The 22,060-nt window shown below is 51.1% G+C and carries 25 protein-coding genes and 1 other RNA gene; 20 read left to right on the top strand and 6 right to left on the bottom strand.

Features of this window, described 5'->3' with window-relative positions; genetic code table 11:
- The first annotated feature begins 188 nt into the window (after positions 1-188).
- The 3 genes from zapA (at position 189) to DDT52_RS16550 (ending at position 1,435) form a co-directional block, all read left to right on the top strand.
- A complete protein-coding gene (gene zapA, locus DDT52_RS16560) occupies positions 189-518 on the top strand; it encodes a cell division protein ZapA (RefSeq protein ID WP_109053904.1) in 330 nt (109 codons plus the stop codon).
- Positions 519-592: 74 nt separating this feature from the next.
- Positions 593-776, top strand: a non-coding RNA gene (gene ssrS / locus DDT52_RS16555) — 6S RNA.
- A gap of 44 nt (positions 777-820) precedes the next feature.
- The gene (locus tag DDT52_RS16550) at positions 821-1,435 is read left to right on the top strand and encodes a 5-formyltetrahydrofolate cyclo-ligase (protein ID WP_136157326.1); all 615 of its coding nucleotides are present in this window, start codon (positions 821-823) and stop codon (positions 1,433-1,435) included.
- Here DDT52_RS16550 and nadR read toward each other — a convergent pair.
- The 3 genes from nadR to serB all read right to left on the bottom strand — a co-directional run bounded on the left by nadR (position 1,407) and on the right by serB (position 5,169).
- Complete coding sequence (gene nadR, locus DDT52_RS16545; RefSeq protein ID WP_136157325.1) at positions 1,407-2,663, bottom strand: multifunctional transcriptional regulator/nicotinamide-nucleotide adenylyltransferase/ribosylnicotinamide kinase NadR; 1,257 nt, start codon at positions 2,661-2,663, stop codon at positions 1,407-1,409. The two genes, DDT52_RS16550 and nadR, sit on opposite strands and share 29 nt — an antisense overlap.
- Before the next feature lie 124 nt (positions 2,664-2,787).
- The gene (gene radA / locus DDT52_RS16540; protein WP_109053907.1) at positions 2,788-4,173 is read right to left on the bottom strand and encodes a DNA repair protein RadA; all 1,386 of its coding nucleotides are present in this window, start codon (positions 4,171-4,173) and stop codon (positions 2,788-2,790) included.
- Positions 4,174-4,191: 18 nt separating this feature from the next.
- Complete coding sequence (serB, locus tag DDT52_RS16535) at positions 4,192-5,169, bottom strand: phosphoserine phosphatase (RefSeq protein WP_136157324.1); 978 nt, start codon at positions 5,167-5,169, stop codon at positions 4,192-4,194.
- Positions 5,170-5,343: 174 nt separating this feature from the next.
- Between serB and DDT52_RS16530 the strand changes: the two genes are divergently transcribed.
- Positions 5,344-6,042 (top strand): YtjB family periplasmic protein, encoded by a 699-nt coding sequence (locus tag DDT52_RS16530; protein ID WP_136157323.1) that lies wholly within the window; start codon positions 5,344-5,346, stop codon positions 6,040-6,042.
- Between the two features lie 58 nt (positions 6,043-6,100).
- Here the strand turns inward: DDT52_RS16530 and tam are convergent, their stop codons facing one another.
- Entirely contained in the window at positions 6,101-6,874 is a 774-nt protein-coding gene (gene tam / locus DDT52_RS16525) for a trans-aconitate 2-methyltransferase (RefSeq protein WP_136157322.1), read from the bottom strand.
- A 225-nt stretch (positions 6,875-7,099) separates the two neighbouring features.
- Between tam and prfC the strand changes: the two genes are divergently transcribed.
- From prfC to DDT52_RS16490, 7 genes are all read left to right on the top strand, one after another.
- The gene (prfC, locus tag DDT52_RS16520) at positions 7,100-8,689 is read left to right on the top strand and encodes a peptide chain release factor 3 (protein WP_136157321.1); all 1,590 of its coding nucleotides are present in this window, start codon (positions 7,100-7,102) and stop codon (positions 8,687-8,689) included.
- A 516-nt stretch (positions 8,690-9,205) separates the two neighbouring features.
- Positions 9,206-9,817, top strand: coding sequence for a molecular chaperone OsmY (gene osmY / locus DDT52_RS16515; RefSeq protein ID WP_136157320.1), 612 nt, complete (start codon positions 9,206-9,208; stop codon positions 9,815-9,817).
- Between the two features lie 145 nt (positions 9,818-9,962).
- A complete protein-coding gene (locus DDT52_RS16510; protein ID WP_109053922.1) occupies positions 9,963-10,124 on the top strand; it encodes a DUF1328 domain-containing protein in 162 nt (53 codons plus the stop codon).
- A 395-nt stretch (positions 10,125-10,519) separates the two neighbouring features.
- Positions 10,520-10,708, top strand: a complete 189-nt coding sequence (locus DDT52_RS16505) for a CsbD family protein (protein ID WP_136157372.1) — start codon at positions 10,520-10,522, stop codon at positions 10,706-10,708.
- 18 nt (positions 10,709-10,726) lie between these two features.
- A complete protein-coding gene (locus tag DDT52_RS16500) occupies positions 10,727-11,539 on the top strand; it encodes a TatD family hydrolase (protein WP_136157371.1) in 813 nt (270 codons plus the stop codon).
- A 352-nt stretch (positions 11,540-11,891) separates the two neighbouring features.
- Positions 11,892-13,169, top strand: coding sequence for a NupC/NupG family nucleoside CNT transporter (locus tag DDT52_RS16495; RefSeq protein WP_136157319.1), 1,278 nt, complete (start codon positions 11,892-11,894; stop codon positions 13,167-13,169).
- A 105-nt stretch (positions 13,170-13,274) separates the two neighbouring features.
- On the top strand, positions 13,275-13,991 hold the full coding sequence (locus DDT52_RS16490) for a 4'-phosphopantetheinyl transferase family protein (protein WP_136157318.1): 717 nt from the start codon (positions 13,275-13,277) through the stop codon (positions 13,989-13,991).
- 115 nt (positions 13,992-14,106) lie between these two features.
- Here DDT52_RS16490 and DDT52_RS16485 read toward each other — a convergent pair whose 3' ends face one another.
- A complete protein-coding gene (locus tag DDT52_RS16485) occupies positions 14,107-14,805 on the bottom strand; it encodes a LexA family transcriptional regulator (RefSeq protein ID WP_136157317.1) in 699 nt (232 codons plus the stop codon).
- A 288-nt stretch (positions 14,806-15,093) separates the two neighbouring features.
- Here DDT52_RS16485 and DDT52_RS16480 point away from each other — a divergent pair, with 288 nt between their 5' ends.
- The 9 genes from DDT52_RS16480 (at position 15,094) to DDT52_RS21395 (ending at position 21,409) form a co-directional block, all read left to right on the top strand.
- Entirely contained in the window at positions 15,094-15,780 is a 687-nt protein-coding gene (locus DDT52_RS16480; RefSeq protein WP_136157316.1) for an antitermination protein Q, read from the top strand.
- A 242-nt stretch (positions 15,781-16,022) separates the two neighbouring features.
- The gene (locus DDT52_RS16475) at positions 16,023-16,361 is read left to right on the top strand and encodes a phage holin, lambda family (protein ID WP_109053928.1); all 339 of its coding nucleotides are present in this window, start codon (positions 16,023-16,025) and stop codon (positions 16,359-16,361) included.
- Between the two features lie 271 nt (positions 16,362-16,632).
- On the top strand, positions 16,633-17,916 hold the full coding sequence (locus tag DDT52_RS16470) for a glycoside hydrolase family 68 protein (protein WP_136157315.1): 1,284 nt from the start codon (positions 16,633-16,635) through the stop codon (positions 17,914-17,916).
- 340 nt (positions 17,917-18,256) lie between these two features.
- Positions 18,257-18,433, top strand: a complete 177-nt coding sequence (locus tag DDT52_RS16465) for a type II toxin-antitoxin system HicA family toxin (RefSeq protein ID WP_136157370.1) — start codon at positions 18,257-18,259, stop codon at positions 18,431-18,433.
- A 48-nt stretch (positions 18,434-18,481) separates the two neighbouring features.
- The gene (locus DDT52_RS16460) at positions 18,482-18,895 is read left to right on the top strand and encodes a type II toxin-antitoxin system HicB family antitoxin (RefSeq protein WP_136157314.1); all 414 of its coding nucleotides are present in this window, start codon (positions 18,482-18,484) and stop codon (positions 18,893-18,895) included.
- A 134-nt stretch (positions 18,896-19,029) separates the two neighbouring features.
- A complete protein-coding gene (locus DDT52_RS16455) occupies positions 19,030-19,353 on the top strand; it encodes a phage holin, lambda family (protein WP_425591561.1) in 324 nt (107 codons plus the stop codon).
- Between the two features lie 5 nt (positions 19,354-19,358).
- Complete coding sequence (locus tag DDT52_RS16450; RefSeq protein WP_136157312.1) at positions 19,359-19,970, top strand: glycoside hydrolase family 19 protein; 612 nt, start codon at positions 19,359-19,361, stop codon at positions 19,968-19,970.
- Positions 19,967-20,524, top strand: a complete 558-nt coding sequence (locus tag DDT52_RS16445) for a DUF2514 family protein (RefSeq protein ID WP_136157311.1) — start codon at positions 19,967-19,969, stop codon at positions 20,522-20,524. Before DDT52_RS16450 ends, DDT52_RS16445 begins: the two co-directional genes overlap by 4 nt.
- Positions 20,525-20,539: 15 nt before the next feature.
- Positions 20,540-21,409, top strand: coding sequence for a lipid II-degrading bacteriocin (locus DDT52_RS21395; RefSeq protein WP_136157310.1), 870 nt, complete (start codon positions 20,540-20,542; stop codon positions 21,407-21,409).
- Between the two features lie 51 nt (positions 21,410-21,460).
- Here the strand turns inward: DDT52_RS21395 and DDT52_RS16435 are convergent, their stop codons facing one another.
- Positions 21,461-22,021 (bottom strand): YebF family protein, encoded by a 561-nt coding sequence (locus DDT52_RS16435; RefSeq protein ID WP_136157309.1) that lies wholly within the window; start codon positions 22,019-22,021, stop codon positions 21,461-21,463.
- Between the last annotated feature and the right edge of the window lie 39 nt (positions 22,022-22,060).

The raw sequence follows: 22,060 nt of genomic DNA, 5'->3' as shown, positions 1-22,060 counted from the left end.
GTGGATTCGTCATCGTTGGCAGGATTAGTTCGTGTTATGCTACCACCAAGCCCGGTGGGGATACCAGAAAGGGCTTGTATCTTATATTGGGGATATATATAGTGACGCCCGCTTTAACTGGCCCGATGTCAGGCAGCGCAGGATTTATTCCATGCGGGCGCGAAAACGAAACAAGGCAGGAAGGTGGCATGTCTGCACAACCCGTAGATATTCAGATTTTTGGCCGTTCGTTAAGAGTCAATTGTCCGCCAGAACAACAGGATGCGTTGAATCAGGCTGCGGAAGATCTTAACCAGCGGTTGCAAGATCTTAAAGTTCGCACTAGAGTCACAAACACCGAGCAACTGGTGTTTATCGCTGCGCTTAACGTGTGTCATGAACTGGCGCAGGAACGGGGTAAAACCCGTGATTACGCGGCCAACATGGAACAGCGTATCCGTATGCTGCAACAGACCATCGAACAGGCGCTGTTGGAGCAGGGACGTATTACGGAACGTCAGGGACCACAGTTTGAATAACATCGATTTTTGACAAAAGTCAGGTGTTTTTACGCGATAAGACGTGATAAGGTCTTTACTGAGTAACGGATAAAATTTCTCTGAGATGTTTGTCAGCGGGTCAGTCCCCTGAGCCGATATTTCAAACCAACAGAATGTAATGCTCCGTGGTTGGTGAGCATGCTCGGTTCGCCCGAGAAGCCTTAAGACTGCGACATTATGTTCACCTTGAACCAAGGGTTCAAGGGTTACAGCCTGCGGCGGCATCTCGGAGATTCCCTTTCTTTCACGTATAATCATTGCGGCCATCATTTCGTTTCCGTATGCAGCCTACACCATCATCCATACCGCCACTCTCTTCTGCCCTGCGTCGTCAGCAAATCCGTCAGGATGTGCGCCAGCGCCGTCGTCAGCTTACCGCGGCACAGCAGGCCCACTTTGCTGAACAGGCGGTGGATCAGGTTTGTCTTCATCCCAAAGTACAGCAGGCGGACAATATCGCGGCGTTTCTTTCTTTCGATGGTGAACTGAATACACAGCCGCTGATTCAACAGCTGTGGCTACAGGGGAAGCGGGTTTATCTGCCGGTCTTACACCCATTCAGCGCCGGGAATTTGCTGTTCCTGCGCTATGCACCGGATACCGAGCTGGTCTTGAATCGTTTGAAAATTCTGCAACCTCGTCTGGATGTCCGCCAGGTATTGCCGCTGCCACAGTTGGATGTGCTGCTGACGCCGCTGGTGGCGTTTGACAGTCAGGGACAGCGGCTGGGAATGGGCGGCGGTTTTTATGACCGCACGTTACAGAACTGGTCGCAGCAGGGGCCTTATCCGATCGGTCTGGCCCATGATTGTCAGCAGGTTGATCGTTTGCCGACCGAGCATTGGGATATCCCGCTGCCGGAAATTATTACCCCTTCCCGCCGCTGGCAGTGGTGAGATCGTTCCCCAGCATTTGCTGCACCAGCTCCACACAACGCAGAAAACGCGTGTCATAGTCTGATTCTTTAACGTGCACATACTGAATATTGTTCTCTGCCAGCATGGTTTTCAGCAGGTTCTGGAATTCCTGACGCGCCGACGAACTGCCCAGACTGCGTAGTCCATCGGCAACCCAGGGCGTATTGTTTTCCAGCAGGATGACCAGATCGAAGCGATATTCGTCCACCAGCGCCTGAACAAACGGGTGTTCACGTCCCTCATACTTTTTGCAGAATGCCTGTGTGGTGACGAAATCGGTATCGATAAAAGCCACTTTGTTGGCGTACTTAACGGCAAAATCGATATATTGCGCCTGACCCAGCGCGATTTTATCGTAGTCGGAATATTGCAGCGCCATTTCGTCGCCGCCTAGGTGGGAGAACACGTAATCACGGCCATATTCCCAGGCGCTGGTGGTGTTAAAGATATTGGCCAGCTTGTTCACCAGCGTGGATTTCCCGCTGGATTCCCCGCCCAGAATCGCCACCGTGCGCACAAAGAACGGTTTGACTTCCGTAGGAATATACTCCCAGTAGCGGAAAGGATCGTGGCGGATTTGCGAGCCGCTGATGCTCATGAATGAGCGCTGCGGATCGATCAGGATCGTTTCTATACCCAGATGTTTACGATATTGCGGCGCATCCTGTTCTTCACTGGTATAGACGAAATTAGGCTCAATGTTTTTTCCCTGCATAAAGGTCTGAATGCCTTTGCTCCATACGTCCCAGCCGTGCGGATACGGCTCCATCCCTTGTTCATTAAACGCATGGATGCGAATATTTTTCTGATATTTAAAGGTTTGCAACAGCCAGCGCAGGCGATCGCTGACGGTCGGCTGCTGTGACATGGAGCTGTTTTCAAACAGCAGACGGTCACGCGGTTCGTCATAACCCAGAATGACATGCAGCTCATCCACCTGGCTGCACGCTCGCTGGATCAGATAGATATGGCCGGTATGCAGGGGATAAAATTTGCCGAAGACGACGCCAATCTTTTTTTCATGCCGGGGGAATTCCAGACCGAGAAAGCGGTGCAGCGCTTCCAGTTTCTGGGCGCTGGGGCTTTTGATCTTGGCATTGAGCAACTGGCTGAGATAGCCCTTGGTCATATCCGTCGCATCGGCGACCTGCTGTAAGGTACATCCCTTTTGCCGGATGGCGGATTTTAAATACTCAAATGGCGACATAGTCCGACACTCCTGTTTAGTGTACTAAACAAGATAACACAGCGTGCCGGATGAATCGCTGTCTCTGTCATTTTTTATGATGGGCCGTCGCTGTGCGACGTTGAAAATCGCTCCTGGCGATTTTTTACAGGTCGTTGAGAATATCCAGTGCGTCGGCCAGCTTCTTGACGCCGAAAACCTGCATGTTGGATAGGGGCTTCTTCGGCATATTGGCGTGGGGGACAATCGCACGCTTGAAACCGTGCTTGGCGGCTTCCGCAATGCGTTCCTGACCGCTGGGTACCGGACGGATTTCACCCGCCAGCCCGACCTCGCCAAACACCACCAGATCCTGCGGCAATGGACGATCGCGCAGGCTGGAGACCAGTGACAGCAGGAGCGCCAGATCGGCGCTGGTTTCCGTTACTTTGACACCGCCTACGACGTTGACGAACACATCCTGATCCGACATCTGCAAACCGCCATGACGATGCAGAACGGCCAGCAGGATCGCCAGACGGTTCTGTTCCAGCCCCACGGCGACCCGCCGAGGGTTCGCCATCATTGACTGATCCACCAGCGCCTGAATTTCCACCAGCAGTGGACGGGTGCCTTCCCAGACCACCATGACTGAACTGCCGGAGGTGATTTCGTCGCCGCGGCTGAGGAAAATGGCCGAAGGATTGCTGATTTCACGCAGACCCTGTTCGGTCATGGCGAAGACGCCCAGTTCATTGACGGCGCCGAAGCGGTTTTTATGGCTGCGCAGAGTACGAAAACGTGAATCGGCGTCACCGTCCAGCAGTACCGAACAATCGATACAGTGTTCCAGCACTTTTGGCCCCGCCAGCGAGCCGTCTTTGGTGACGTGACCGACCATGATGATGGCAACGCCACGGGTTTTGGCAAAGCGGGTCAGGTAGGCGGCGGTTTCACGGACCTGCGCGACACTGCCGGGGGAGGATTGAATATCGGCCAGATGCATGACCTGAATAGAGTCAATCACCATTAACTTTGGCTGTTCCTGTTCGGCAATCAGGCAAATCTGTTCGATGCTGGTTTCGGACAGCATATTCAGGTTATGGGCGGGCAACCCGAGGCGATGGGCCCGCATCGCCACCTGCTGCAACGATTCTTCCCCGGTGACGTACAGGGTTTTCATCTGTTCGGACAGTTTACACAGCGTTTGCAATAGCAGGGTGCTTTTACCTGCCCCCGGATTACCGCCGATCAGAATCGCGCTGCCTGGCACGACGCCGCCGCCCAGCACCCGGTCAAATTCCTGAAAGCCGGTAGAAAAACGGGGCAGGGCCTCAAGGCTGATCTCCGAGAGTTTTTGTACCCGGCTGACGCCGGCGCTTTCACCGGCATAGCCGGTCAGGCGATCGGATCGTGAAGAGGAGGCAACCGCGGCCAGACGGACTTCGGTAATGGTATTCCAGGCGTGACAGGCGCTGCACTGCCCCTGCCAGCGTGGATAGTCTGCCCCACATTCATTACATACAAAGGCGCGTTTGACGGCTTTTGCCACAGGTTACCTCTAATCGGATTAACGTTCTTCGTGTCTCATGCTGCCGCTGAGAATACAGAGTACCCCAGTCAGGTCAGCATTCCGGATCGTCACCGCGGACTGGTCGTTGACTTTGGGTTTGGCGTGATAGGCAATGCCCAGACCGGAAGCCTTGATCATCAGCAGATCGTTGGCGCCATCACCGATGGCAACCGTCTGCTGCGGGGGGATCTCCAGTTTTTCCGCCAGCTCACGCAGCGTGTTGGCTTTGTATTTCGCATCGATAATCGGGCCGATGACTTCACCGGTCAGTTTACCATCTTTCATCCCCATTTCATTGGCGACGGCGGCAACCAGACCCAGCTCTTCACGCAGATAATCGGCGAAATAGGTAAACCCGCCTGAAGCAATGGCCACATGCCAGCCTGCTTCCTGAAGTTGGCTGACCATGTTGGTCAGTCCCGGCATCAGCGGCAGGTTTTTACGTACTTCGCACAGAATATTGGCATCGGCGCCTTTTAAGGTTCCCACGCGCTGACGCAGACTGGCAGAGAAATCCAGCTCCCCGCGCATCGCCCGTTCGGTGACTTCGGCAACCAATTCGCCCGTTCCCGCCAGTTTGGCGATTTCGTCAATACATTCAATCTGAATTGCGGTGGAATCCATATCCATCACCAGCAGGCCGGGAGCGCGCAGGGTGGGGGCGTTGCGCATCGGCGATACGTCCATGCCTAGTTCGTGCGCCAGTTTGGTGGCTCTCGCCGTCAGCGACCCCGCCAGGCGGACCACCTGATAATCTCCCACGATCCAGGCGCTGACAATGACCATCGCCGCGCCCAGTTTGCGTTGATAGCGGGAAATCAAATTCTTGTCGAGTACGTCGCTGTATAGCAGCCAGCCGGTGTCCCCGGCGCGATAATCGAGCGGCATCACTTCATCACCGCTCAGTGATAGCGGCAGTCCCGGCCAACAGTTAATCTCATTCGGGAGATCACGATAGGTCAGACTATTCGACATGGGGCAAATCCTCTACTGGCGGTAATTACGTGGCATTGGATGGGCAGCTATCCGGGAGCGCTTCCTGATTCAGGGGCGCGACCACAAACATATCCATCGGAAAACAGGGCAACAAGCTATCCTATCGTCGGCGCTTCTGGCAACATAAAGTATCCAAATCGCGTAAGGATTATCATGGTTCGGGCTCGGGTAAAATTCCGCCTACATCGCACAGCCATTGTGCTGATTTGCTTAGCTCTGCTGGTGATACTGATGCAGGGCGCTTCCTATTTCAGTTTGAGCCACCAAATGGCCCGTTCGGAACAGGTTGAGGATTTGGCGCGTACTTTGACCAGGCAGGTGGCTTACAGCATCGCACCGCTAATGGATAGTACGGATGATAACAACCAGAAGATTAACAATATACTTCAGCAGCTTACTGAACACAGCCGGATTCTGGATGCCGGTATTTATCAGCAGGATGGTTCGCTGGTCGCCAAAGCGGGAGAGCTGGTTCAACTGCGGGATCGGCTGGCGCTGGACGGCAATCGGGTCGGCAGTTATTTCAATCATCAACTGGTGCAGCCCATCGAGGGAAAAGATGGGCCGATAGGGTTCCTGCGCGTTACCCTTGATACGCACGTTTTGGCGACAGAGGCCAAACAGGTGGATAACACCACGAATATTCTGCGCTTAATGATATTGCTGTCGCTGGCGATCGGCATCATTTTGACCCGAACGCTGTTGCAGAACCGTCGCACCCGTTGGCAGCAGTCGCCTTATTTACTTACGGCCAGTACGCCGGTTAAAGAAGAAGATGACGGTGCAGGGAACGAAAACGCGTCTGCGGATGATGCGGATGAGCAAAAAACCGGAGAAGAGAAAAAAGGCTGACTCTTCCGGCTTTAAACCATAGCGCTGCCGTGACGAGTGGCTGCGCCTCAGGATGCGATTATCGCTTGCGGGCAACCATAAACAATCGTGGGAAGGCCAACAGACACTGCCCGTCGTGGCGCGTCAGGTAGACTTTTTCCAGTGCCGCCAGATAATCCTGTAAAAATGCCTGTTGTTCCCGATCGTTCAATGGCTGTAGAAAAGGGCGGAGTCCGGTGGCTCGCAGCCAGTCGACAATGGCCTGGGCATTAGGCATCACATGATAGTATGTGGTACGCCAGATATCAACGTCACAACCTTGGGTTGCCAGCAGGTCATAATATTGTTCGGCGGTCAGTAATCGCTGCCGGATCTGGTCGCCGTCACCCAGTTTATCGCGCCATGTATTCTGGCTTGCAACCTCCCGCATCAGTCGATGGCTTGGCTGTTCAAGATTATCTGGCATCTGAATGGCCAGCACACCGTTTGGCGCGAGCTGTTGTATCAGATGCGGCATCAGCCGGTCATGATCCAGCACCCACTGTAGCGACGCATTGGCGTAAATGATGTCCTGGGGCCGGGGTGATTGCCAGGTCATGATGTCAGCCTGTTGAAAATGACAGCTGGGTAAACGTGAGCGAGCCTGCGTCAGCATGGCGTCCGAGGTATCGATGCCAGTAACCTGCGCCCGAGGCCAGGCATGATGAAGCAGTTCCGTACTGTTTCCCGGTCCGCAACCCAGATCGCTGATATAAACCGCATCGGGATGAACAATACGGGAAACCAGTTCGAGCGCCGGGCGGGTTCTTTCACTTTCAAAACGTAGGTAGAGCGAGGGATTCCAATCATTCATATGATTTCTCTACTGAAACAGACATCGGGTGGATGGATGTAGACGTCTTCAGCATAGGAATATTGCTGGTGGTTGGCTACCGATTTCAGTCACCGATTGTGTATAAACGTTAAATCAGGGAAAATGCCCGGCTTACGATTTATTTCCGCTTTGCCTGACGCTGACATCGGTGTGTTTTTGACTTGATGCTGACGCCGGGTGGCTAACAGAAGAAACCTGAAAATCATGTCTCCAAGTGAATACGCCCGCGAAGTCTCGAAAAGAAGAACGTTCGCCATCATATCCCACCCCGATGCCGGTAAAACGACCATTACGGAAAAGGTATTGCTGTTCGGACAGGCAATCCAGACGGCTGGTACGGTAAAAGGGCGTGGTTCAAGTCAACATGCAAAATCCGACTGGATGGAGATGGAGAAGCAGCGTGGTATCTCTATTACCACCTCGGTGATGCAGTTCCCCTATCACGAATGTCTGGTTAACCTGCTGGATACCCCGGGACACGAAGATTTCTCTGAAGATACCTACCGCACGTTGACGGCGGTGGACTGCTGTTTGATGGTTATTGATGCGGCCAAAGGGGTTGAAGACCGGACGCGTAAACTGATGGAAGTGACGCGTCTGCGCGATACGCCGATCCTGACGTTCATGAACAAACTGGACCGTGATATCCGCGATCCGATGGAAGTGCTGGATGAGGTGGAAGGCGAACTGAAGATTGCCTGTGCGCCCATCACCTGGCCGATTGGCTGCGGTAAGCTGTTCAAAGGGGTTTATCACCTTTATAAAGATGAAACCTACCTTTATCAGAGTGGTAAAGGACACACGATTCAGGAAGTTCGTATCGTTAAAGGCTTGGATAACCCGGAGCTGGACGTTGCCGTCGGTGAAGAGCTGGCAATGCAGCTGCGCGAAGAACTTGAGCTGGTGAAAGGTGCATCTCACGAGTTTGAACTGGAGGCGTTTCTGTCTGGCGACCTGACGCCGGTATTCTTTGGTACGGCGCTGGGTAATTTCGGTGTTGATCATATGCTGGATGGGCTGGTTGCCTGGGCGCCAGCGCCAATGCCGCGTAAAACCGATACGCGTGAAGTGGTTGCGGCCGAAGAGAAATTCACCGGTTTCGTCTTTAAAATTCAGGCCAACATGGATCCGAAGCACCGTGACCGCGTGGCGTTTATGCGCGTGGTTTCCGGCAAGTATGAGAAAGGGATGAAGCTGCGTCAGGTGCGTACCGGCAAGGATGTGGTGATTTCCGATGCGTTGACCTTTATGGCGGGCGATCGCTCTCACGTCGAGGAAGCCTGGCCCGGCGACATTATTGGCTTGCACAACCACGGCACGATCCAAATCGGGGATACGTTTACTCAGGGTGAAGACATGAAATTCACCGGTATTCCGAACTTTGCGCCTGAAATGTTCCGCCGTATCCGCCTGCGCGATCCGTTGAAACAGAAACAATTGCTGAAAGGGCTGGTGCAGCTTTCTGAAGAAGGCGCGGTTCAGGTTTTCCGTCCGCTGACCAATAATGACCTGATCGTGGGCGCCGTTGGTGTGTTGCAGTTTGATGTCGTTGTCGCGCGATTGAAGACGGAATATAACGTGGAAGCTATCTACGAGTCCGTTAATGTCTCCACCGCTCGCTGGGTCGAATGCCGCGATGTGAAGAAGTTGGAGGAGTTCAAGCGCAAGAATGAACAGCATCTGGCATTAGACGGCGGCGATAATCTGTCCTATGTGGCGCCGACGCTGGTAAACCTGAATCTGACGCGCGAACGTTATCCTGAGGTAGAGTTCCATAAGACACGCGAGCATTAATTGACGTTGTTTAAATAAACAGCATAGTCTCGTACTCTCTTGTTTTGAAATTTGGTTTTGAAATTCGGTTTTGAAATTCAGATATGCGAATCGATACGCTTTCACTGCGTGTTGGTTCGCATATTTTTATATGTATATCAATAAATTATATCTTCCCCATCCAAAGGATTGCGTTGTTCTGCACGTCACAGACAAATCTGAATTCCTGCGTGTTTCGCCCCTTTCCTTCCAATCCGCCTGTGATTTTTCATTTAGTGGTCTATAGTTAACAACGTATTGAGTGTTTTAGTTTGTTTAACTGTTAACGCGATTATAGGTGGTTTGTTATTTTAACTTATTTGTTTTTTATAAAATAAATATCTGGTTATTGCGTTGTTTTTGCGACGTTATCAAACGCTTCAGGGTGCTGATGTCAGACCTGAATCACCTGCGTAATTATCCTGCGTTAATGCGGCCCGATGTGCGGCGTTTTGGCATAAACGGGCGTAATAGAGAAAAACATAAAGGAAGAAATCGATGAGAAAAACCAAACTTACACAATCGCTGATCGCTGTCGTTCTGGGATCGGTGCTGGCCGGTGGTACTGCCCTGGCTGAAGGGACCGCGGGACAGAAAATACAACGTATTGCTGATACTACTGGTGAGAAAATCGATAGTTCCGCAAATAAAGCTTCAGGCTACATGAGCGACAGTGCAACAACAGCAAAAGTAAAAAGTGCCTTGCTGGAAGATAAAGCCATTACCAGCGGCGACATTTCTGTTGAGACCACCCAGGGGGTGGTAACGCTAAGCGGTTTTGTCGGCAGTCAGGAGATAGCGACCCGTGCCGTGGGCATTGCCGCCGGGACTGAAGGGGTTACGTCTGTCAGTGACAAACTACAGGTTAAAGACACCGCATCGCAATCGGTTAGTGCTTATGCGGGTGATGCCATGACCACCAGTACCATCAAAGCTAAGCTACTGGCTGATGATATTGTTCCTTCACGTAAAGTGGCAGTGGAAACGCAGGACGGCGTTGTCTTGCTGAGTGGTGACGTGGACAACCAGGCACAGTCTGCGCGAGCTGAAAGTATCGCCAAGTCTATTGACGGTGTTAAAAGCGTAAAAAACAGTTTAACCGTCAAATAATCCCATTTTTTACAGCGGGTACCGTTTAACGGTGGCCCGCCACCATCAACACAACATGGCACTACCACGCTGGATACGCAATCTGGATGCATTACTCGCGTTAGGATGACCGTCATGATTGTTAATTTTCTGGTAAGGAGAGCGTATGTTTCATTGGGGTATTATCTTTTTAGTTATTGCATTGATCGCTGCCGCCTTGGGTTTCGGTGGTCTGGCGGGAACCGCAGCAGGTGCGGCTAAGATTGTCTTTGTTGTCGGGATTATCGTGTTCCTGGTGAGCCTGTTTACCAACCGCAAACGGCCTTAGGCTTTTCATCTTGCCTTTCCGCTTTACATACTCTGACGGGGCAATACCCGTCACGCTTTTATTCCGCTAGCCAAACAGGTACGTGGGGCTTTTAACGCCTCATCGGGCCTGCCCCCTTTTGGGGTCGTGTCGAACAGCATTCAAATTCTACTTCCGGCGGATTCTCATCGCGCCCAAACGTCTGGTTGGTGCCTTTCTGCATCTTGAAAAAACGCCGGGAGTGTTTTTTAACAACGCATGGCGTTGGCTCCGTGGACGGGCAGGCGGCCGTCACAAATCTATTGGGATAATCGGACATTTTCTGAAAGACAGAACTGCCATGCCGCTGTAACATAAAACTATCACACTGTTCGTGGTGGTTTGCTGAATCTCGATCTTTTATCAGGAGGACTATGATGAATAGCGATATCGTTGTAGGCAAATGGAAACAGTGGAAAGGGAACTTCTGGACGCTGTGGGCTGAATGGTTTGACAGTGATTGCGCCTGGCTGGAAGGAAATAATGGTTATCTATCCGGCGTGGTGCAAGAGGGTTACGGAAAGGCCAATGAACGGGTATCCTCAGAGGAGAGAGTACTACACTGAGGATAAAGACGCGTGTCGATGCTACCTTCTGTCGGAAGCCCTGAGCTTGCGACTCGCTCCCCTTTTATCGATACCCATTGTCATTTCGATTTTCCGTTGTTTTACGACAACTGTGTGGTCAGCCTTCAATTGGCTGCCGAAGCAGGCGTTGAACGTATTATTATTCCTGCCGTGGCGTCTCGCCACTTTGAACGTGTACTGACTCTGGCGCGTTCGCATTCCCCCCTTTATTCCGCCCTTGGGTTGCACCCGTTATATATTTCCCGGCATGCCGACGCCGATCTGGCACAGTTAGCAGCGAACTTACAGCAGAGACCGGAGAAGCTGGTGGCGGTGGGGGAAATAGGGTTGGATCTTTATATGCAGGAACCGCAGTTTGAGCGCCAATGTATGATGCTTGAGGCGCAGCTGAAACTGGCGAAACAGTACGATCTTCCGGTCATCCTCCATTCGCGCCGTACCCACGATCGGCTGGCGCAGCTGTTACGCCGCGTTGATGTGCCGCGTACTGGCGTCGTCCACGGATTTGCCGGTAGCCTGGAACAGGCTCAGGCGTTCATCCGGCTGGGCTATTTTATTGGCGTTGGCGGGACGATTAGCTATTCCAGAGCCAATAAGACCCGTCAGGCTATTGCCCGTCTCCCTCTCGATCGCCTGCTGCTGGAAACTGACGCGCCGGATATGCCGGTCAGTGGTTATCAGGGCCAACCTAATCGCCCCGAACGGGTCATCGACGTATTCCGGTCTCTCTGCCAGTTACGGCCAGAGCCCGCTGAGGAACTGGCGGCGGCGATCTATCAAAATACACTCCGACTCTTTGATCTCAGATGAAAACGCGCTCGCGTTTTGCCTCGCCAGAGGCGTGACTTAGTGCGATTTTTGTGTAGAAATTCGCGAATCAGCCATTGTTTTTTCATATAACTACAACAAAAGTGTGATGCACATCACTATTTTGCATTTTGGCTTATTCGATGTTGTATGTATTTATGACATAAGTTGGCTGCTGCCCGGAGTCCGTCTCTATAACCAGCTCAACCGATAGTTTCTGGTTTCCCGCCTTGTCGGGCGATCGACGTCCCGCTGCGACCATGAATCGTTGTTACCAAAACGGTTGTTATCAAATTTTAAGAATGATCGTTTTCAAGAAATGATCGTTATCACAACGTACTAAAGGGAATGACACATGCAACTCATCATGAGTCTTATTGGCATGATTGTACTGATATTGTTTGCGGTTATGCTTTCCAGTAATCGTAAGGCGATCAGATTACGTACCGTATTGGGTGCTTTCATTATTCAGATTGGTATTGGGGCATTAGTGCTGTATGTGCCATTGGGACGCCGGGTTTTAGGTGGTATGACGGAAGGCGTGGCCAACATCATTTCATATGGTAATCAGGGCGTTTCCTTTATGTTCGGTGGCCTGACTTCTGACAAGATGTTTGAAGTCTTTGGCGGCGGCGGCTTTGTTTTTGCGCTTCGAGTGCTGCCTATCATTGTTTTCTTCTCGTCACTGATCGCCGTGCTTTATTACATGGGCATTATGCAATGGGTTATTCGTTTGCTTGGCGGGGGATTACAGAAACTGCTGGGTACATCGCGCACGGAATCGCTTTCCGCCACCGCGAATATTTTCGTTGGTCAGACGGAAGCACCGCTGGTGGTTCGTCCGTATATCGCCAATATGACACAGTCCGAATTGTTTGCCGTGATGTGTGGCGGGCTGGCTTCCATTGCAGGTTCGGTTATGGCCGGCTATGCCCAGATGGGCGTGCCGCTGGAGTATCTGATTGCCGCCTCCTTTATGGCCGCTCCCGGCGGTTTACTGTTTGCCAAGCTGATGGTGCCTGAAACGGAAAACACCCATGACCGTGATGAAATTAGCGGATTTGTCGACCCGGAAGACAAACCGGCCAATGTAATTGATGCCGCGGCCAGCGGTGCGGCTTCCGGCATGCAGCTGGCGCTGAATGTGGGCGCTATGCTGCTGGCATTTATCGCGCTGATTGCGTTGCTTAATGGTATTCTCGGCGGGGTAGGTGGTTGGTTTAACTATCCTCAGCTGTCGATGGAGCTGATTTTAGGCTGGCTCTTCTCGCCGGTGGCGTTTTTGATTGGCGTTCCCTGGGATGAGGCAACCATCGCCGGATCGTTTATTGGTCAAAAGCTGATCGTCAATGAGTTCGTTGCCTACATGAATTTTAGCGAGTACCTGAAAGCTGACGATTCTGTTGTCGCCGCTGGTTTGCAGGTGCTGTCCGATCATACCAAGGCGATTATCTCGTTCGCACTTTGTGGGTTTGCTAACCTGTCATCGATAGCTATCCTTATTGGAGGACTGGGTAGTATGGCGCCGAGCCGACGTCAGGATATTGCCCGGTTTGGTTTGAAAGCAGTGATCGCGGGGACGCTTTCCAACCTGATGAGCGCCAGCATCGCAGGGTTCTTTTTAGCGCTGTAATGGTTCTTGATTGAGTGATGATGGGCGGGGAGTCGCCCATTATTCATTGAAGGTTGAGGTGCTGGATTGCCCTGAGTGTGATTTCCCCTTCAAGAGTAACCTGACATGCTTTCTGCTTTTATTGATGATGTTGAATGGATAACTTTCCCGCAGGCAATGGATGGCGCCACATATCCCGGTATTGTCGCTCGCTGTCATTTCCGTTTGTCTGCTTATTCCGATGCCTTGTTTTCTCAAGCCGGTATCCCTTTTTCAGAGGCGCTTGAGCGTTCTGTACCCAAACGTCGCGCCGAGTATCTGGCTGGACGGTATTTGGCCAGACATGTCCTGCGTGAACTGGGGTATGCGAATTTCGTCCTGAATAGCGGTGACGATCGTTCTCCGCAGTGGCCTGAGAATATTACCGGCTCTTTGAGCCACCATGCGGAAAGCGTCTTGTGTGCTGCGCATCTCCAAAGTGATGCACTCTCCTGCGTCGGGGTGGATATTGAGGCATATATGTCCGAGGCGCGGGCGCAATCTCTTTGGCCGGGTATTGTTGATGAAGAAGAATATCAATGGTTTCACGAACGGGAGGAAGCATTCCGCTGCCTGTTGACGTTGAGTTTTTCTGCCAAAGAGAGCCTGTTCAAGGCGCTGTATCCACAGGTCAAACGTTACTTTGATTTTCTTGATGCCAGGATGGTGGCATTAGACTGCACCAAACAGACTTTTGAACTGGAGTTGCTGGCCGATCTGACGCCGCAGTTTTACGCCGGTCGTCGGTTCAAAGGGGTCTATCTGCTCAGACCGCATGATGTCACCACGTTTCTGTATTGTTGAAAAATTCATCGGCTTTTTTACGCTATCTGGCTATCCGCACTGGATTGTCGATGAGGATTTACATCCGTTCGGCGCCACCACTACCCGGTCAGCGGTTTCTCTATGACCGCGTGGCTTATACCAGCGCGGATACCCACCATACGCGCCCAATCACGGCCAGCTCACCGTTGATAATCTGTTCTTTGGTGACAATCTCATCGCCATACGTCGGGTTGTAAGAGCGCACAATGATACTGCCGTCAGGACGTTTGATGAGTGCTTTGACGCGCTGCAATTCTCCCATGCGAATGGCGTACATTTTGCCGTCCCGGATTTGGCGATCCGAGAGATTGACGGCAACTTTATCGCCATCCGACAGTTTGGGTTCCATGCTATCGCCCATCACCGTCACCACCCGGGTATCTTCAACCCGAATTCCCAGCCGTCGCAGCGTGTGAGCGCGAAAAGGCAGGGCATAGACTTCATCTTCATCAATATCATACGCGCCGCCGCCAGCGGATAGCCGGACGCCAAGTAACGATACTTCCACAAATTCGTCGTCATCGTTATCGGTGCTTTCCCATTCGGTCACATGCAGGCGGGAAGCCTTGAAATTACTGCTTCCCGGTTTCGGCTGACCGACACCATTAAGCAACCAGTCCAGTGAATAACCGGTTTTTTCATTGATGGCCTGTGCGGATTCACGGCTCAGCGTGCCGCGTTTTAACCAGTTATTCACCGTCTGCGGCGAGGTGCCAATCATTTCCGCCAAATCCTTTTGCTTCATTTTTTCTTCGCGCATCAGGTAGCGCAGGCGTTCGCTAAGCTCTGTCATTTTCACCAACTTAAAAATAAACACTATGTTGATTTATTCATTGTATTGTTGATTTTCGTTGTCTATAGTCTGCTTTATAGCGGATAAAATCAACAAAAAAATGACCTGATTTTTGACGCAATGACAGTAGCGTTACCTAAGCAGAATCGTTGCCTGCGCTGGTTATGGCGGTACGTATCCGGGAGTACGGTAAACCTGGCTGGATGTGGCAATGCGGTTGGGCTTATTCCCGGCGTTCGGGTCGCTTATCGGAGATAACAATGTTAGGTGGTATAGGAGGTTCCCATAATGAATATTGAACATGCGCTTAGCCTGTGCGGCCCCAAATCGGCCTCGGCAATGTTTACCTGCCGAGAAGCCATGCCGTCGTATGGCTACCGGCCGAGTGGTGGCGACCGGCCCGTCAGCCGGGCCGCGCCAACGCCTGCGGCGAAGAACCGCGACAGCGATATTCTGCTGGCGTTGGGGATGGTGCAAGCGCGCGAGGCGTTAGGCCTGAGTCTGATTCTGGCCCGTTACGACAAGGATCCTAAAGAACGGAACAGGGCGATAGAAGGCATTGCCCGGTTTGCACTCAAGCGGGCGCCGGCTTTGGTGGGGAAAGCGGCGGGCCGTCAGAAGGCGCATTGCATGGTCTTGCTGGCAAAAATGGCGGTTGAGCAATATTGCAGAACTGCGGACGATCCGTTGTATCGTTGCCGCTGTGGCGGCAGAGGAAAGATCACCGACCTGATGGCGTCAAAAGCCAGCGGAAAAACGGTAGAAAAAATGTGTCCCCGCTGTGGTGGTTCTGGATTGAAACCACCGACGTCGGCGGCAGTGTATAAAGTAATAAAAACGCTGGCGCCTGATTTAACCCAGCGGACATGGTCGCGGAATTGGAAGGTATTTTATGACTCTCTGGTCGCGCATTGTCATCAGGAAGCTGGTGCGGCGGAACAGTTATTTTCAGTGATCACTTCATCGTCACGATAACATATAAAAATAAGATCAATTTTTTTAAATTAAGGCTTGCATTCGTGTCTGAAAATGGTTAAATTTATTCCCATGATGGAGATTTATTGATTCGGTTCTCTCTGATGGAGAACAGCAAAAACCTGCCGATGGCAGGTTTTTTTATTTAAGCCCCGAAATTTTTTCGGGGCTTTTTTTATGGCTTAAATAACGTCTTGAATAAGACTTGTCTTATTTTACTACTCGCTTTTCGGAAGGTAAGTATGCAAATGAATATCTTCAGCTGGGCAGGCGCTTATGAATTAATACAGTCCTGGTGGCGTGGAGATGTCCCCACCGGTGGCGTATTATTGGCTGTTTTCATCGCGATACTCCGTGTTGCATACACCGGTGGCAGTTGGCAGAGGATGTTGCTGGAAGCCGCGCTATGTGGGGCATTGACGCTGACGGCGGTTGCATCGCTTGAGTATTACTCCTTGCCAAAAACGCTGACGCCCGCGTTGGGAGGAATAATTGGCTTTATCGGCGTAAAACAGATTCGTTACGGTATATTGAGATTTATTAATGGCCGTGATGAAAATGATAAGAAAATAAATAAATGATTTTAAAGGCGCCTGGCGCCTTTTTTATTGTGAATTTATATCGTCTTTAACTTGTTTATTAAGGAGGACATGCAAGAGATAGCGTAGTGAAATATTGTTTATTGCAGTTTTATGTTGTCCGCTATTCTGCGGATTGCATCTGTTTGTTTTCTTTTTAAATCCGGTATTACGCCTGTTTTTTATAAACGTAATGCCTCCAAACAACCCGAAGCTGAGCAAATATCATTATTTGTTCGGGCGGGTTTTATTTTTTTATAGAGCGAGACATATTATGAATACGATTAATCAAGGTAAAAAAACTTCCCTTAAATCTGCTCAGCCGCATAAACCCACGATTTGGTCGCGTGCTGATGCGTTAAAGGTCAACGAAAATGACCCGACCACCACTCAGCCGCTGGTTCGTGGTGATTTTCCGGTCATGAGCGATGAGGTATTTATCTGGGATACCATGCCGTTACGCGATATGGACGGCAATATCGCCTCGGTTAACGGTTGGTCCGTGATTTTCACCCTGACCGCCGATCGCAACTCAACCGATCCCGAATACCTGGACGAAGAGGGCAATTATGACATTACCCGCGACTGGAACGATCGCCATGGACGGGCAAAAATGTACTTCTGGTTCTCCCGTACCGGTAAAGATTGGATCATGGGCGGACGCGTAATGGAAGAGGGGATTTCGCCCACCACGCGTGAATGGGCGGGAACACCGATCCTGTTGAACGAGCGTGGCGACGTGGATCTTTACTACACGGCGGTGACGCCGGGTGCGACCATCGTAAAAGTACGTGGACGCGTGGTGACCACCGAAAATGGCGTGGAAATGGTGGGATTCAAGAAAGTCAAATCGCTGTTCGAGGCCGACGGGAAAATGTATCAGACCGAAAGCCAGAACCCGTACTGGGCCTTCCGCGATCCGTGCCCGTTCCGCGATCCGAAAAGCGGCCAGCTGTATATGCTGTTTGAAGGCAATGTTGCCGGCGTGCGTGGTACGCATGTCGTCGGCCCGGATGAGCTGGGCGATGTTCCGCCGGGTTATGAAGACGCTGGTAACTCGCGTTTCCAGACCGGTTGCGTCGGTATTGCCATTTGCCGGGATGAGGATGGCGACGACTGGGAATTGCTGCCGCCGCTGGTGACGGCGGTCGGTGTCAACGATCAAACCGAGCGCCCGCACTTTGTTTTCCAGGATGGGAAATATTATCTATTCACTATCAGTCATAAATATACCTATGGCGACGGGCTGACCGGGCCTGACGGCGTGTACGGTTTTGTGAGTGAGGATCTGTTCGGACCGTATGTGCCGCTGAATGGTTCCGGTCTGGTGCTGGGTAACCCGCCTTCTCAGCCCTACCAGACTTATTCGCACTACGTAATGCCTAACGGTCTGGTGACCTCTTTCATTGATTCCGTTCCTACGGGCGAAGAAACCTATCGCATTGGTGGCACGGAAGCCCCGACGGTGCAGATCAAACTGAAAGGCGTACAGACCTTCGTGCTTGAAGAGTATGACTACGGTTATATTCCTCCCATGATTGATGTTGAAGTGAAGTAATCACCACTTGGGGCGGTTGACGCCGCCCCAGTCTAATCACCCGTACTGGCTGCTACGCACCGTGCGTTTAACGGTGTGAGTCGTTCCAGAAGTGGTTCAATCCAAGAAGGAGCCGCAACATGACAGTCTCAACACAATGAGCTTGTGAATTCCAGGTGCGTCACTCTGGGAATCCAACTAATCCGAAGTGGTATCAACGCGCGGGATACAAAACCAGGCTCAGTGGCAACGGTTAAAGAAGCGATAGATCTGGTGTGGAGTTGGAAATAGAAAAATTTCAACTGACACAGAAAAAACACCCTCCTTTAAGTAATCACATGTTCAACAGAATGGAGGAATGGTGAAGCAAAGCGAGTTCAGGCGGTGGCTTGAATCTCAGGGAGTTGAAGTTTCAAACGGTACTAACTATCTGAAACTGAGATACAACGGGAAACGAAGAGTAATGCCAAGACACCCCGGCGCTGAGAGAAAAGAACCATTGCGAAAGGCCATACTTAAGCAGCTTGGCCTGAAATAACAAACCAGCCCTGCGGGGCTGGTACTCGCGGAGATTCATCATAACGATATGCGATATCCAGTAAATTTAGAGTTAGACCCGGATTTGGGCGGCTATATGGTTTCGTTCCCGGATATCCCGAAAGCGCTAACTCAGGACGATACGCGAAAAGAAGCGCTGGCGATGGCACTTGATGCGCTGGTGACGTCCTTTGATTTTTACTTCGAGGATAACCAGCGCGTACCGCTGCTGGGAGAAATTACCGGTGACTACGTAGAGGTGCCAGCCAGCGTAGCGGCAAAAGTGCTTATGCTGAATGCCTTTATTGATTCCGGCTTAACTCAGGTTGAGCTGGCGTCGCGCATGGGGGTTAAAAAGCAGGAAGTGACACGGCTGTTTGACCTGCATCACTCAACGAAAATAGACACAATTCAGAAAGCGCTCACCTTACTGGGTAAGCGTCTGGAATTGGTCGCCGCCTAATGTGTTAACCCAAATCACTATGCGTTAAGTAACTCCACGCATAGGCAATATTCAAGGCTCTGCTACGGCAGGGCCTTTTTCTTTTCCCGTAAATCACACTCAGCGCCGACCATTGGGGAGGTAAGGATATGAAGATGCCGGACAAAAACCCCGACCAGTGGGCGCAAATTATTGCGTGGTTTTCTCAGAAAGAGGTCGGTTATTCCACAGCTGCGGCGGTTATGGCGCTGTTGCGTGGGGCATACGTTGGTCGAGACAGTTGGCCTCGCCGGCTACTTGATGCGGCTATGTGTTCGCTGGTGGCCTATTACATCAATGATGGACTGGCGGCTCTCGGCTGGGATTCGTCATGGGCATCGATAGGGAGTGTATTTATCGGTTTCCTCGGCATTGACTACATCAGTTCTATTCTCCGCCGCGCCATTGGCAACAAGACTGGCGACAACCCGCAGGCATAATCATTATGACAAAAGATCAGTTTCAAAAGGCGGCTAACATCAGCGCCGGGTTAGCTGCGCGATGGTTTCCACATCTAAAGGCAACATTTGATGAATTCAGCATCTCTACTCCAGTCGATCAAGCGCAATTTATCGCACAGGTGGGGCATGAGTCCGGCGGATTCTCTCGCATCGTTGAGTCGCTGAATTACACGCCCGCCGCGCTGGTGGCGACGTTCGGTAAACGTATCACTCAGTATCAGGCAGATATGCTTGGTCGAACATCGGTGCACCCAGCCAACCAGGCTGCCATTGCTAATCTGGTTTACTCCAATCGGCTGGGCAACAAATCACAGGCTGATGGCTGGAAATTTCGCGGGCGTGGTCTGATTCAGATTACCGGGTTAGATAATTACCGGTCGTGTGGTAACGGTCTGGCGCTGGATTTAGTCACATCCCCGGAACTACTGGAACAGGATATTAACGCCATACGTTCTGCTGGCTGGTTCTGGAAATCAAAACGGCTGGGGCAATACGCCGCCGACGTTGAACGTGTAACGTTGGTTATTAACGGCGGGCGGAATGGAATAGACGACAGGCGCGAGCGTTTTGATCTGGCGCGGCGGGTGTTGGTATGAGCGCAATCGTTACGGCACTACTAAAAAAATACTGGAAGCCACTGGCACTAATAACGCTGGTGGCTTTTTTGATCTGGGGATTCAGTCACTGGCGATATACAGCCGGTCGGAATGATGCCAATGCTGCGTGGCAACAAAAGTGGGACCAGCGCAATACAGCAGATGCTGAAGCGCTGGCAAAACGACAATCTGATGAGCGCCAGGAAGAACGGCGACGACAGGAAGCGATCAATACGATATCGACTAATGCGCAACGTGAAATTGAACAGGCACAGACTGATGCTGCTAGTGCTCAGTCTGCTGCTGACAGCCTGCGCGACACCATCGCAACAATCAGGCGCCAGTTCGCAGCAAGTGAAACCGGCCGCATATCCGCAACTGCCGCCGCAGGCGCGGCAAGAACCAGTACCGGCATATTGCTCGCCGACATGCTCCAGCGCGCTGACGACAGAGCGGGAGAGCTGGCAGCGTACGCTGACCGGGCAAGAGTAGCGGGCCTGACGTGTGAGCAATCCTACGGGGCAATAACCAATTCACCGATCTTTCAACAATAGTTATGGAGTAAAAAAATGACAGTTTACCGAATTCAGGATATCACGACTGGTAATGAGTTTGAATGTTCAGATGATGAACGAATATTAAACGCTGCCGAACGGCAGGGAATCGAGTTGCCTTACTCCTGTCGAGCAGGAGCGTGTGCTACCTGCGCCGCAATACTTGTAAGTGGCTCGGTGGAGCAGTCTGATGGTACTTTTTTGTGTAAGTCGCAACAAAATGGATTTTTATTGACCTGTGTTTCCTATCCCACTAGCGATTGTGTTATTAAAACGGGTAGTGAAAGTTTTCTCTATGATAATTCACAAAATCAAAACATTTTGGAAGATCTGTATAACGAATATGAATCAATTTCCAACTCGTTATCTGATTTCATTAATAGTTCAGGAGCGGGGGAGTTAGTGAAAGGATTGCTCGCTCCAGTTGATGCGTTCCGCCATTATGTATTTGGGGATGGGACAGACAGGTCTATAAATATAAACGATGTTGGTTTCAATATCAGCGTCACCGAAATTCCTGAGATAATGGATATTATCAACGGTGGGGGAATTGGGAGCTTTGAGATTGACTCCAAATTCCCCCGAAACACAATGAATGACAGTTTTTTTATAGCTGCGTATCTCGGTCACATCAACATGACCACTTACGGTACACTTAATGTGTCTGCCGATGGTAGCTGGAATTATAACGGTACGATTAACACGAGTGGTGACACATACAACGCTAACGCCAGTACACATCGCGATGCGTTAGGTGAGTGGTCAACGACGATACTGCGTGAGCTCGGTGGAACCCCCTACAAGATCCATATTCCCGGCGATTTGATAATCAATGAAAATGGGCGGAATGGGGAATCGTTGACAAAAGATGGATGTCTGTTCTAAACAGAGTAAGCAGTCACGATTTGCGTGGCTGCTTTTCATCGTTGGATGAGCTCAATAAATTCTGGTTCCGGCTGAATATTCAACGCCACCTAGTCTGCAAATATACATGGCAACCGTATGGTGTCCTTCCAGTGGTCCAGATACAGTCACAGAAATACTATAGACATCTCCGGATGTATATGATGCGCCTTTACTGAAGCTGATCTCCGGTTTGTCGGTACCAAGTTTATCTGCCTGGAATTCTTTCCATCGTGGAACTTGATATTTAACCAGATCGTTTCTTACAGCGTCAATCACCTCTTCGTAGGTGACTTCATCGCACGTAGGTCCTGTATGCCAACGATAATATCCGTAACCAAAGTCGGCAACAGCAATCACCAAAATACATAAAGCTGTCTTTGTTTTCCATCCCATGATTTTTACTTTAAAAAACAATGTTAATAGTAAATTATACGCTTGCACAGGAAAGTCAAGACCGCCATCGTTACCAAGGTCGGCTAGTTTGTACTCAGCCGCACAATAAATCCTAGCAAGAACTAAAAGAGCATCTGTATTTGATTGCGTATGTGCCTTATGCAAGCGCAGGGTGTGGTAGCGAAATAACGTATTCATTCAAAGAAACCGAGGTAATAACCCATGTCCGTTAAAGCA

This window comes from Brenneria roseae subsp. roseae (assembly GCF_003115845.1).
Lineage (GTDB): Bacteria > Pseudomonadota > Gammaproteobacteria > Enterobacterales > Enterobacteriaceae > Brenneria > Brenneria roseae.
The sequence above is the reverse complement of the archived record's forward strand: the minus strand, read 5'-3'. Positions and strand labels throughout refer to the sequence as shown.

Coding starts and splice junctions, on each gene's coding strand:
- tam (WP_136157322.1), bottom strand. CDS start 6,874: ATGAATGATTGGAATCCCTCGCTCTACCTACGTTTTGAAAGTGAAAGA.
- DDT52_RS16450 (WP_136157312.1), top strand. CDS start 19,359: ATGACAAAAGATCAGTTTCAAAAGGCGGCTAACATCAGCGCCGGGTTA.
- DDT52_RS16510 (WP_109053922.1), top strand. CDS start 9,963: ATGTTTCATTGGGGTATTATCTTTTTAGTTATTGCATTGATCGCTGCC.
- DDT52_RS16550 (WP_136157326.1), top strand. CDS start 821: ATGCAGCCTACACCATCATCCATACCGCCACTCTCTTCTGCCCTGCGT.
- DDT52_RS16495 (WP_136157319.1), top strand. CDS start 11,892: ATGCAACTCATCATGAGTCTTATTGGCATGATTGTACTGATATTGTTT.
- DDT52_RS16435 (WP_136157309.1), bottom strand. CDS start 22,021: ATGAATACGTTATTTCGCTACCACACCCTGCGCTTGCATAAGGCACAT.
- DDT52_RS16460 (WP_136157314.1), top strand. CDS start 18,482: ATGCGATATCCAGTAAATTTAGAGTTAGACCCGGATTTGGGCGGCTAT.
- serB (WP_136157324.1), bottom strand. CDS start 5,169: ATGTCGAATAGTCTGACCTATCGTGATCTCCCGAATGAGATTAACTGT.
- DDT52_RS16505 (WP_136157372.1), top strand. CDS start 10,520: ATGAATAGCGATATCGTTGTAGGCAAATGGAAACAGTGGAAAGGGAAC.
- prfC (WP_136157321.1), top strand. CDS start 7,100: ATGTCTCCAAGTGAATACGCCCGCGAAGTCTCGAAAAGAAGAACGTTC.
- DDT52_RS16490 (WP_136157318.1), top strand. CDS start 13,275: ATGCTTTCTGCTTTTATTGATGATGTTGAATGGATAACTTTCCCGCAG.
- DDT52_RS16470 (WP_136157315.1), top strand. CDS start 16,633: ATGAATACGATTAATCAAGGTAAAAAAACTTCCCTTAAATCTGCTCAG.
- nadR (WP_136157325.1), bottom strand. CDS start 2,663: ATGTCGCCATTTGAGTATTTAAAATCCGCCATCCGGCAAAAGGGATGT.
- DDT52_RS16500 (WP_136157371.1), top strand. CDS start 10,727: ATGCTACCTTCTGTCGGAAGCCCTGAGCTTGCGACTCGCTCCCCTTTT.
- DDT52_RS16475 (WP_109053928.1), top strand. CDS start 16,023: ATGCAAATGAATATCTTCAGCTGGGCAGGCGCTTATGAATTAATACAG.
- DDT52_RS16480 (WP_136157316.1), top strand. CDS start 15,094: ATGAATATTGAACATGCGCTTAGCCTGTGCGGCCCCAAATCGGCCTCG.
- DDT52_RS16445 (WP_136157311.1), top strand. CDS start 19,967: ATGAGCGCAATCGTTACGGCACTACTAAAAAAATACTGGAAGCCACTG.
- DDT52_RS16530 (WP_136157323.1), top strand. CDS start 5,344: ATGGTTCGGGCTCGGGTAAAATTCCGCCTACATCGCACAGCCATTGTG.
- zapA (WP_109053904.1), top strand. CDS start 189: ATGTCTGCACAACCCGTAGATATTCAGATTTTTGGCCGTTCGTTAAGA.
- DDT52_RS16455 (WP_425591561.1), top strand. CDS start 19,030: ATGCCGGACAAAAACCCCGACCAGTGGGCGCAAATTATTGCGTGGTTT.
- osmY (WP_136157320.1), top strand. CDS start 9,206: ATGAGAAAAACCAAACTTACACAATCGCTGATCGCTGTCGTTCTGGGA.
- DDT52_RS21395 (WP_136157310.1), top strand. CDS start 20,540: ATGACAGTTTACCGAATTCAGGATATCACGACTGGTAATGAGTTTGAA.
- DDT52_RS16485 (WP_136157317.1), bottom strand. CDS start 14,805: ATGACAGAGCTTAGCGAACGCCTGCGCTACCTGATGCGCGAAGAAAAA.